This window comes from Pantoea sp. sgz302252 (assembly GCF_042610525.1).
Classification (GTDB): domain Bacteria; phylum Pseudomonadota; class Gammaproteobacteria; order Enterobacterales; family Enterobacteriaceae; genus Erwinia.
Genome location: NZ_JBHDVM010000006.1, coordinates 284,437 through 295,873, shown reverse-complemented (window position 1 = coordinate 295,873; position 11,437 = coordinate 284,437). Strand labels below are relative to the sequence as shown.

Below are 11,437 nucleotides of genomic sequence, written 5' to 3'. Positions count from 1 at the left end.
TCCAGGCTGTTTGACCGCGTTGCCGTTAGGCTCAGAGATAAATGACGGGTATGATAATGCAATTTTTAGCCTTCAGCATGGCGAATTGAGGAGTATATGCGCTATTGGGGAAAAGTAATCGGGCTTGTGCTGGGATTGTTAAGCGGCACCGGCTTTTGGGGCATAGCGATTGGCCTGCTGTTTGGTCATCTGATCGATAAGGCGCGAGCGGTACAAGGTCAGGGCTATTTTGCCAATCAGCAGACCCGTCAGGCGCTTTTTTTCAGCACGACCTTTCAGGTTATGGGCCATCTGACCAAGTCCAAGGGCCGCGTCACCGATGCGGATATCCAGATGGCATCGCTGTTGATGGAACGCATGCAGCTGCACGGCGAAGCCAGAACGGCGGCCCAGCAGGCTTTTCGCCAGGGCAAGGAAAGCGGCTATCCGCTGCGCGATAAGCTGCGGGAGCTACGCAGCGCCTGCTTTGGCCGCTTCGATCTGATTAGGATGTTTCTGGAAATCCAGATTCAGGCAGCGTTCGCCGACGGCTCGCTGCATCCCAACGAGCGGCAGGTTCTGTACGTGATTGCGGAAGAGCTGGGCATCTCCCATGCGCAGTTCGATCAGTTTTTACGCATGATGCAGGGCGGACAGCAGTTCGGCGGCGGCAGCCACGGCCACTATCAGTACCAGCAGGGCGGCGGTTCACAGGGCTATGCGCAACAGCGCGGGCCGACGCTGGAAGATGCCTGTAGCGTACTGGGGGTAAAAAGCAGCGACGATGTGGCCACTATCAAACGCGCCTACCGTAAGCTAATGAGCGAACATCATCCGGACAAGCTGGTGGCAAAGGGCCTGCCGCCGCAAATGATGGAGATGGCCAAGCAAAAAGCGCAGGAAATTCAGGCCGCTTACGATCTGATCAAGCGTGAGAAAGGCTTTAAATAGTTATTCCCTGGCCGGAGGGATCGTTTCTTCCGGCCTTGTCCTTTTAACCGCCTGGCTAATTTATTTAGCATAAACCCTGAGTAATTATTAATAATTCGCTGATTAAGTTTTAGACTTCAATTAATAATTTTTTTATAAGGTTGAGTCGGGCTCTGGCTGGCGTTTGCCGCATAATATAACAAATGATAAATGGAGACAAAGCAGGCTGGGCAAAAAGAGAATGTTTATGCTGGGTTTAAAAGCGCGCCGCTATGATAAAACTAAACCCGGAAAAAATTAATCTAAATTAATAATATATGGAAAAATATAAATATTCTCTTTTTCTTTGCATAGCAATAGCCGCAGAAATTACCGCCACTATGCTGCTGGCCTACTCCAGAGGGATGTCATCGCTGCCGCCAACGATAATGGCGCTGGCTTGCTACGTTCTCGCCTATTATTTTCTGACGCTGTCGCTGAAAAGATTCCCGCTGGGCCTGGCCTATGCGCTATGGGCTGGCACGGGCATCGTAATGAGCGCTTTAATTAATTACCTTCGCTTCCATGTTACGTTGAGCACTGGCGGCTTTATCGGTATTACCATGATAATAGCAGGCGTGATGGTTATTAATTTATTAGCAAAAAGCGAAAGAACTTCTGCGATCGAAGGTAGTAAATAATGCACAGTACGCTTATCGGAATGCTGTGGCTTTTTGTTGCTATTTTGCTGGAGGTGCTGGCGACCAGCCTGCTGCCCAAAACCAATAACTTTACACGCTGGCGATTAGCTCTGGGCGTAATGATTATTTATGTTGTCTGTTTCTACGCTTTATCGAAAGCCATTGTTCTGCTTTCCGTCGGGCTTGCTTACGCCCTCTGGGCTGGACTTGGCATTGTTATTATCAGCCTGGTCGGCGCAATTTTTTTTCGCCATAAGCTCGATAAATATTCCGTTATCGGCATCGGGCTTATCGTTATCGGCTGTATCACTTTGGGGATTTTTTAATGACCGACGTCAGCCCAGTGCTTTTACCCAGGATCGATCGTTTGCGCGAGCGCTATCTACAGGCGAAACCTTTTATTTCCGCAGCCCGCGCCAGAGCAGTCACCGAAATTTATCGCCGCTATCCCGGCATGCCCGCCATTCTTCTGCGCGCGATGGCCTTTCGGCACGCCTGTCAACAGGCACCCTTAGTGATTGCAGATGATGAGCTGATTATCAGCCATCCGGCTGGGGCGGCTCGCGGTGGCGAGATCTCGCCGGAGATAGCCTGGCGCTGGGTAGCGGATGAGCTGGAAACGATGTCAACGCGCGCCCAGGATCCTTATGAAATTAGCGAAGAGGTCAAGCGCGAGCTGCGCGAAGAGATCTTTCCTTTCTGGCAGGGACGCTCGCTGGATGAAATGGCGGAAACGCAACTGCGCCATGCCGGCCTCTGGGAATGGAGCACGGTGGAAGGTATCTGCGATTTAAGCATTAAAACGCAGAACGGCGGCGGCGACACCTGTCCTGGCTACGATATCATTCTGCTGCAGAAAGGCATGGGCGGCGTGTGTGCTGAAGCAGAAGCGGCGCTAAACGCCCTGTCATCGACCTGTCCGGAAGATCAGGAGAGGCGCTACTTTTACCAGGCGATAGTTGAAACCTGCCGGGGCGTGGTGGATTACGCAAACCGCTATGCCGACTATGCGCAGGCGCTGGCGCAGGAAACGGCAGATGCGCAGCGCAGGGCCGAACTGGAACAGCTGGCTGCTATCTGCCGTCGCGTACCGGAACAGCCGCCAGCTAATTTTTACGAGGCGCTGCAGGCGATCTGGTTCGCCCAGTCGCTGTTTATCCTTGAAGAGAACCAGACCGGCATTTCGCTGGGACGCGTCGATCAGTATCTCTGGCCGCTGCTGGAGGCGGATCTGGCTGCGGGAAGGCTGACGCTGGAACAGGCGGAAGAGCTGCTCTGCTGCTGGATGATCAAAATGTCGGAGTGCATGTGGATCTGCAGCGCCGACTCCGCTATGTATTTCGCTGGCTATCAACCTTTCGTCAATCTGGTGGTCGGCGGTCAGAAGCGCGAGGGCGGCGATGCCACCAATCCGCTTTCTCTGCTGATTATGGACTGTTCGCGCAGGCTGAAAATTTATCAGCCAAGCCTGGCGGTGCGTATTCATAACCAGTCGCCGCAGCCCTTTATGCGCAAAATCGTTGAGGTAATCCGCGCGGGTATCGGCTTCCCGGCGTGCCATTTTGACGATGCCCATATCAAAATGATGCTGCGTAAAGGTTTTGATTACGAAGATGCTCGCGACTATTGCCTGATGGGCTGCGTAGAACCGCAGCGCGCCGGGCGCATCTACCAGTGGACCTCGGTAGGCTATACCACCTTTACCTGTGCCATAGAGCTGGCGCTTAACGACGGCAAAAGCGCCAGCGGCCGCCAGATGGGGCCGCAAACCGGCACGGCGGCGGATCTGAAAAGCTGGGAGGCGTTTGAAGAAGCGGTTAAAGCGCAGCTGCGCCATATCGTTAAGCAGGCTGCCGAAGCCACGCTGATGCTACAAAAGCTGCACAGGGAGCTGGCGCCCAAGCCTTTTATCTCCTGTCTGGTGGAAGGCTGCCTGGCGCAGGGCAAGGATGTGATGCAGGGCGGCGCGCTGATTAACAACGGGCCGGGTTTGATCTGGACAGGCATGGCGGATTACGCCAACGCGATGATGGCGATGCGCGAGCTGGTCTATCAGCGGCAGATAGCGACGCCGGAAACGATGGCGCAGGCGCTGCGCGATAATTTTAGCGGCCACGAAGCGCTGCGTACGGCCTGTCTGAACGTTGCTAAATTCGGCAACGATATCGAAGAGGTCGATCTGATTGCCCGCGACCTGATCCGCTTTATTGAAAACGAACATCGGCAGTACCGCATGCTTTACGGCCCGTTTACGCACGGCACGCTTTCTATCTCCAATAACACGCCTTTTGGCCTGGCGACCGGCGCGCTGCCCAGCGGCAGGCTGGCTGGCATGCCGCTGGCGGATGGCATCAGTCCTTCGCAGCAAACCGACTACGCGGGCCCAACGGCCATTATCAATTCCGTAGGCCGTATCAATGTCGAAGAGATGGAGATCGGCATGGTGCATAACTTCAAGCTGCTGCACGGTATTCTGGATACGCAAGAGGGTGAGCAGGGCCTTATTACGCTGTTGCGCAGCGCCAGCATGCTGGGCAATGCCCAGATGCAGTTCAGTTACGTGGATAACGAAACGCTGAAAAAAGCGCAGGAAAACCCTGAGCAGTACCGCAATCTGATGATTCGGGTGGCGGGCTACAGCGCTTTTTTTGTCGAGCTAAGCCGTGAGGTTCAAAATGAAATTATCAGCCGTAGCGAGCTGCGCGCATTTAGCTGAGGTGAGCGGCAGGGTTTTTAATATCCAGCGTTTCTCTTTGCATGACGGGCCTGGCGTGCGCACCGTGGTGTTTCTGAAAGGCTGCCAGATGCGCTGTGTCTGGTGCGCTAATCCTGAAAGCCTGGCACCCCAGCCGGAAGTGCTGTTCGATCGCCAGCGCTGCGCCAAAATGGCATGCTGGCACTCTTGTCCGGGCAAGTCTGCGATGAAGACGGATGCCATAAGCTATGCAAGCTGGCCGGATGACGGCGACTGCCCGGCGGCAGCATTGCGCAAAGTGGGCAAAACGCTCAGCGTGGCGGAAGTTATGCGCGCGGTGGCGGCGGATGAAATTTATTACCGTACTTCTGGCGGCGGCATGACGCTTAGCGGCGGCGAGATCGCCATGCAGCCTGAGTTTTCCCGTGCTTTGCTGCACAGCGCCAGGCAAGAGGGAATTCATACCGCCGTGGAAACATCCGGTTTCGCCGCCTGGCCCGCGCTCTGGCAGGCTTGCGAGGCTAGCCAGCTAATTTTGTACGATCTTAAGCTGGCCGACGATGCGCTGCATCAGCGCTATACCGGCGTCAGCAACCGCAGCATTTTACAGAATCTGGCGCGGCTGCTGGAGCAAAATATCCCGCTGCGGATCCGCATTCCGGTCATACCCGAAGTTAACGACAGCGGCGAACAAGGGGAAAAGATAATAGGGCTTATCGCTGACATAACGCGGAACAGCCGCTGCTTTCAGGGTATCGACCTCTTGCCTTATCACAACTTTGGCCTGCGTAAATACACGCTGTCAGACAGGCACTATCTGTATGATGAGATGCACGCGGGGCACGGCAAGCCGCAGGTGGCGGTGTTGGAAGAGCTGGCTGGCCGCTATGGGTTGGCGACCGCCACGCTTTCTCACTGTATAGGATAGCGCCGATCAGAAATCCGCAGGCTGGCGGAAAGTCATCGGCGTCTGGTATTTGGGATGGGTGATAGTCAGCACCTCTGCATGCAGCAGCAGGCGCGGCGCCATTGCTCTGGCCTCTTCGTGCGCGTAGAAATTATCGCCCAGGATTGGATGGCCCAGCGCCAGCATATGCACCCGCAGCTGGTGGGAACGGCCTGTAATAGGTTTTAGCTGCACGCGCGCGCTGTTATCCGCCGCGTACTCCAGCACCTGGTACTCCGTCTGCGCCGGTTTGCCGGTTTCAAAGCAGACTTTCTGCTTTGGCCGTTGCGGCCAGTCGCAGATCAGCGGCAGATCGATTAACCCCTTTTCCTGCTCAGGATGGCCCCAGACGCGCGCCAGATAGGTTTTTTGCGGTTCACGCTCGCGGAACTGTCGCTTTAATTCGCGCTCGGCCGCTTTGGTCAGCGCCACCGCGATAATGCCGCTGGTTGCCATATCCAGACGGTGAACGGACTCCGCCAGCGGAAAATCGCGCTGGATACGCGTCATCACGCTGTCTTTATGCTCGGGCAGACGACCGGGCACCGACAGCAGGCCGCTGGGTTTATTGACCACGATAATGTGCTCGTCCTGGTAGAGAACGGCTAAGGGATCTTGCGAAGGGTTATAGGGTTCCATCTTTCTGCCTGTGTGGGGCGACCGAAGCCGCCCCGTGCCAATTACTGATGCGTTACCACGATCAGACGCAGCGCGTCCAGACGCCAGCCCGCTTCATCAAGCGCCGCCAGCACCTGCTCGCGGTTGCTTTCCAGCGCGTCAATCTCATCCTGACGGATGTTAGGATTGACGGCGCTCAACGCCTGCAAGCGCGACAGCTCCGCGCTCAGGTTCTCGTTGGCTTCCGCGCGTGCCGTCTCAATCAGCTTACGCGCTTCTTCCGCCGCCTGATCTTCCGCCAGCTTCAGGATGGCGTGTACATCCTGCTGCACCGCATTGACCAGCTTGCTGCCGGTATGGCGATTGACCGCATTTAGCTGGCGGTTAAAGCTTTCGAACTCTACTTTGCCCGCCAGGTTAGTGCCTTTACGGTCAACCAGCATGCGTACCGGCGTTGGCGGCAGGAAGCGGGTCAGCTGTAGCTGCTTCGGCGCCTGCGCCTCAACCACGTAGATGAGCTCCAGCAGCAGCGTACCGACCGGCAGCGCTTTGTTTTTCAGCAGCGACAGGGCGCAGCTACCGGTATCGCCGGAGAGGATCAAATCCAGACCGTTGCGAATAATCGGATGCTCCCAGGTAACGTACTGCGCATCTTCACGCGACAGCGCCTGGCCGCGATCGAAGGTGATGGTGCAGCCATCTTCCGGCAGGCCAGGGAAATCCGGCACCAGCATATGATCGCCCGGTGTCAGCACAATCAGGTTATCGCTGCGATCTTCCTGGTTGATGCCAACGATATCGAACAGGTTCAGCGCGAAGTTGACCAGTTCGATATTATTATCCTGCTCGCTAATGGTCTCTGCCAGCGCCTGCGCTTTCTCGCCGCCGTTGGAGTTGAGCTCCAGCAGGCGATCGCGCCCTTGTTCCAGCTGGCTTTTCAGCGCGTTATGCAGTTCGCGGCACTCGCCGATAAAGTCGTCCAGGCCTTCGGTATTCTCCGGCGAGGCGAGGTAGTCGACCAGCTGGCCGCTGACTTTATCGTACACCGTGCGGCCGGTCGGGCAGGTATGTTCAAAGGCATCCAGACCTTCGTGATACCAGCGCACCAGCACCGACTGCGCGGTTTTTTCCAGGTAAGGCACGTGGATCTGGATATCGTGCGCCTGGCCGATGCGGTCGAGACGGCCAATACGCTGCTCCAGCAGATCCGGGTTAGCCGGCAGATCGAACATCACCATCTGGCTGGCGAACTGGAAGTTGCGGCCTTCGGAACCGATTTCCGAGCAAAGCAGTACCTGTGCGCCATCCTCTTCGGAAGCGAACCAGGCCGCCGCGCGGTCGCGTTCAATAATCGAAAGGCCTTCATGGAACACGGCGGCGCGGATGCCTTCGCGCTCGCGCAGCACCTGCTCAAGCTGTAAGGCGGTAGCGGCTTTAGCGCAGATCACCAGCACCTTGCTGTCGCGGTTGCTGGTCAGAAAGCCCATCAGCCACTCAACGCGCGGATCGAAGTTCCACCAGGTGCCGCTGTCGCCTTCAAACTCCTGATAAATCTGCTCCGGATAAAGCATATCGCGAGCGCGCTCGTCGGCCGCTTTACGCGCGCCCATGATGCCGGAAACTTTGATCGCAGTCTGATACTGCGTCGGCAGCGGCAGGCGGATCTGGTGCAGTTCGCGTTTCGGGAAGCCTTTTACGCCATTGCGGGTATTACGGAAGAGCACGCGGCTGGTGCCGTGACGATCCATCAGCATGCTGATCAGCTCCTGACGCGCCTCCAGCTTGCCTTCGCGATCGCTGTTGGCGACCTGTAGCAGCGGCTCGATATCCTGCTCGCCCATCAGATCGTTAAGCATGTTCATTGCGTCGTTGTCGATCGGCTTATCGGCCAGCAGACCGGCTACGGCATCCGCAATCGGGCGGAAGTGCTGCTGCTCTTCAACAAAAGCATCGAAATCGTGGAAGCGATCCGGATCCAGCAGGCGCAGACGGGCGAAGTGGCTTTCCATCCCCAGCTGTTCCGGCGTAGCGGTCAGCAGCAGCACGCCAGGGATCTGCTCGGCCAGCTGTTCTATTACCTGGTATTCGCGGCTTGGCTGACCTTCTTCCCAGGCCAGGTGGTGCGCTTCGTCTACGATCAGCAGATCCCACTCCGCTTCTGCCAGCATCTCCAGACGCTGCTTGTTGCGGCGCACGAAATCCAGCGAGCAGATCACCAGCTGTTCGGTGTCGAAAGCATTGTCGCTATCCAGACGTGCCTGCGCGTAGCGGTCATCATCAAAGAGTGCGAAACGCAGGTTAAAGCGGCGCAGCATCTCGACCAGCCACTGGTGCTGTAAGGTCTCCGGCACTACGATCAGTACGCGCTCGGCGCGACCAGCCAGCAGCTGCTGATGAATAATCATACCCGCTTCAATAGTCTTACCGAGACCTACTTCGTCTGCCAGCAGTACGCGCGGCGCATGGCGACGGCCAACATCGTGCGCAATATGTAGCTGATGCGGGATCAGGCTGGTGCGCATACCGCGCAGGCCGCTAACCGCCAGGCGATACTGTTCGCTCTGGTATTTGCGCGCGCGAAAGCGAAGGGCGAAACGATCCATGCGATCCAACTGGCCTGCGAACAGACGATCCTGCGGCTTGCTGAACACCAGCTTGCTGTCGAGCATCACCTCGCGCAGCAGCACGCCGGCTTCCTCGGTGTCCAGACGAGTGCCGAGGTAGGCGACCAGGCCGTTTTCTTCAACCACTTCGGCAACTTCCAGCTGCCAGCCTTCGTGGCTGGTCACGGTGTCGCCCGGATTAAAGATCACACGAGTAATGGGCGAATCATTTTTAGCGTAAAGACGGTTTTCGCCGGTGGCGGGGAAAAGCAGCGTTACCATGCGCGTGTCTACCGCGACCACAGTTCCTAATCCCAGTTCGCTTTCCGTATCGCTGATCCAGCGTTGACCAAGTGTAAAAGGCATAGATATTCGGCTCGATTCTCGTAGAGGTTATTTCAGGCAATAGCGCTGCTGCCCGGCGAAAAAAGCCCGGCAGTGTTATCTCGTTTTGCAGGAAGGGCGCTATGGTACTGGAAGGTGGCGCGTTCGTCACCTGTCAAAAAAGCCCCAACTGACCTGTAACCAGTGTAGCAAAGTCATCCTGCACGAAAGGCAGAATGCCTTCCGCCACCGGCTGTAGCTGGCGGGAAAGGTAGTGTTCGTAGTCCAGCGGCGTCTGGCGCGCCTCCAGCGGTTCGGGGCCGGAAGTCGCCATAACGTAGCGGATCCGGCCGCCTTTTTGATACTGCAACGGCCGCCCGAGCTTGCGGTTTTGCTCATCGGCAAGGCGCGCGGCGCGCACATGCGGCGGAACGTTGCGCTGATAATCATCCAGCGGGCGCCGCAGTTTTTTGCTGTAGGTCAGCTGCTCGTCCAGTTTGCCGTCCAGCAGCTGGCTAACGGTTTCACGAATATAATCCTGGTAAGGCTGCTTTTTGAAAATCCGCAGATAAAGCGCCTGCTGAAAATTTTTCGCCAGCGGCGTCCAGTCGGTGCGTACCGTCTCCAGCCCTTTAAATACCATGCGCTCTTTATCGCCTTCGCGGATTAAACCGGCGTAGCGCTTTTTGCTGCCCTGTTCGGCGTTGCGAATGGTCGGCATCAGAAAACGGCTGAAGTGGGTTTCATACTCCAGCTCCAGCGCGCTCTCCAGCCCGAAATTTTCTTTGAGATGGCGCTGCCACCAGGCGTTAATTTTTTCCACCAGCTGCTGGCCGATCGCGGCTGCCTGACCTTCGTCATGCGGAGTCTTCAGCCAGACGAAAGTGGAGTCCGTATCGCCGTAAATCACGTCATAGCCCTCTGCCTCTACCAGCTCTTTGGTCTGGCGCATGATTTCGTGACCGCGCAGCGTAATGGAAGAGGCGAGGCGCGGGTCGAAAAAACGGCAGGAACTGGTGCCCAGCACGCCGTACAGCGCGTTCATAATGATTTTCAGCGCCTGCGACAGCGGCTTGTTACCCTGTTTTTTAGCCGCCTCGCGGCCCTGCCAGATTTGCCCGACTATTTCTGGCAGGCAGTGCGTGACGCGGGAGAAGCGCGCGCCGCGAAAGCCGCTGACTGAATCTTGATCGTCGGGATGCGCCAGACCTTCCACCAGCCCGACCGGATCGATGAGAAAGGTGCGGATAATTGAGGGATAGAGGCTTTTGTAATCCAGCACCAGCACGGAATCGTACAGGCCTGGACGCGAATCCATCACGTAGCCGCCAGGACTCGCTTCCGGCGCCACTTCGCCAATGCCTGGCGCAACAAAACCGGCGCGGTGCATACGCGGCAGATAAAGATGGCTGAATGAGGCCACCGAGCCGCCATGACGATCTACGGGCAAACCGTTGACGGTGGCGCGCTCCAGCAGAAAAGGCATGATTTCGGTGCGCTGGAAGATACGGGTAACCAGCTCGCAGTCTTTCAGGTTGTAGTGCGCCAGCGCCGGTTTATCCTCCGCAAAACGCTGCTCGATCTCCTGCATTCTGTCCCAGGGATTATTAATGGCCTTGCCTTCGCCCAGCAGCTCGCGCGAGACCGATTCCAGGCTGAAAGAGGGGAAATCCCAGAAGGCGGATTTCAGCGCATCGATGCCGTCGATAAGCAGCCGACCGGCAGCCTGGGCAAAATAAAACCCCGGCTTGAAGCCGTGCTCGCGCCACTCCAGCGCCTCGCCATCGCGGCCCAGCCGCAGCGGAATATTATAGCGATCGGCATGTTTTTGCAGTACCCGCAGATCGAACTGCACTACGTTCCAGCCAATCAGCACATCCGGATCGTGCTCGGCAAACCAGGCGTTCAGCTTTTCTATCAGCGCGGGACGCCCGGCTACGTATTCCAGCTGAAAATCCAGGCCGCTGGCATCGCCGTTTTCCGGCCCCAGCATGTAGACCACGCGCTGGCCACAGCCTTCAAGACCGATACAGGAAAGCTCGCCATGGCGCGTGGTTTCAATATCCAGCGAGACCCACTTTAGCGGCGGACGATAGTCAGGATTAGGCTTCAGACGGGCTTCTGTCAGGCCGCCGCTGGCCGCCCGGCCGCTGAACCAGACCGGCGCGGTGATAAAGCGCTCCATCAGAAAACGATCCGGCGGACGGATATCCGCTTCGTAAACCATGACGCCGTTTTCGCGCAGCAGTTTTTCCAGTTTTTGTAGCTGGCGATACTGTTTGCAGTAAAGCCCGGCTACCGGACGCTGGCGGAAATCTTTTAGCTCAAGCGGCGTCAGCCGGTAATCCCGCTCGGCACGCAGCAGTGTCTCCGCCTGCGCCATCTGCTGCTGCGGGATAAAGGCGACCGATTCCTGCGGCGGCAGCATTATCCGCTGCGGGCCTGCGTCCGTAGCCAGCCACAGCACGATTTCCGTGCCGTTGGGCGTATCCCGCCAGTGTCTGGTCAGCAGAAAGCCTGCGCGTGCGTCGTTCACCTGAATCTCCTGAGTTGCCTTTTAGCCGGGCCTGTTAGCGCCGCCATCATAACATGTTTATTTATACAGTTCTTTGTTCAATTTTGCGGCTTTGTTGTGCAACAGCAAGGCCGTTCCGGTCTGGCA

7 protein-coding genes and 1 pseudogene are annotated in these 11,437 nt (G+C 57.0%); 5 read left to right on the top strand and 3 right to left on the bottom strand.

Annotated elements, in window-relative coordinates:
- Positions 1 to 96: 96 nt before the first annotated feature.
- The 5 genes and pseudogenes from djlA to ACETPC_RS13595 all read left to right on the top strand — a co-directional run bounded on the left by djlA (position 97) and on the right by ACETPC_RS13595 (position 5,212).
- Complete coding sequence (gene djlA, locus ACETPC_RS13615; protein WP_380182075.1) at positions 97 to 930, top strand: co-chaperone DjlA; 834 nt, start codon at positions 97 to 99, stop codon at positions 928 to 930.
- 296 nt (positions 931 to 1,226) lie between these two features.
- Positions 1,227 to 1,589, top strand: coding sequence for a DMT family transporter (locus tag ACETPC_RS13610; RefSeq protein WP_380182073.1), 363 nt, complete (start codon positions 1,227 to 1,229; stop codon positions 1,587 to 1,589).
- A complete protein-coding gene (locus ACETPC_RS13605) occupies positions 1,589 to 1,915 on the top strand; it encodes a DMT family transporter (protein ID WP_380182071.1) in 327 nt (108 codons plus the stop codon). The genes ACETPC_RS13610 and ACETPC_RS13605 overlap by 1 nt, the downstream gene beginning before the upstream one ends.
- A 20-nt stretch (positions 1,916 to 1,935) precedes the next feature.
- Positions 1,936 to 4,305: pseudogene (cutC, locus tag ACETPC_RS13600) on the top strand (choline trimethylamine-lyase); the annotation flags it as partial.
- A complete protein-coding gene (locus tag ACETPC_RS13595) occupies positions 4,265 to 5,212 on the top strand; it encodes a glycyl-radical enzyme activating protein (RefSeq protein ID WP_380182069.1) in 948 nt (315 codons plus the stop codon). The pseudogene cutC and the gene ACETPC_RS13595, both read left to right, overlap by 41 nt.
- A gap of 6 nt (positions 5,213 to 5,218) precedes the next feature.
- On the opposite strand, the gene rluA is transcribed toward ACETPC_RS13595, so the two are convergent.
- From rluA to polB, 3 genes are all read right to left on the bottom strand, one after another.
- Positions 5,219 to 5,869, bottom strand: coding sequence for a bifunctional tRNA pseudouridine(32) synthase/23S rRNA pseudouridine(746) synthase RluA (gene rluA / locus ACETPC_RS13590; RefSeq protein ID WP_380182067.1), 651 nt, complete (start codon positions 5,867 to 5,869; stop codon positions 5,219 to 5,221).
- 41 nt (positions 5,870 to 5,910) lie between these two features.
- Complete coding sequence (rapA, locus tag ACETPC_RS13585; protein WP_380182065.1) at positions 5,911 to 8,817, bottom strand: RNA polymerase-associated protein RapA; 2,907 nt, start codon at positions 8,815 to 8,817, stop codon at positions 5,911 to 5,913.
- A 133-nt stretch (positions 8,818 to 8,950) separates the two neighbouring features.
- Positions 8,951 to 11,311, bottom strand: a complete 2,361-nt coding sequence (polB, locus tag ACETPC_RS13580; protein ID WP_380182063.1) for a DNA polymerase II — start codon at positions 11,309 to 11,311, stop codon at positions 8,951 to 8,953.
- Positions 11,312 to 11,437: the final 126 nt, after the last annotated feature.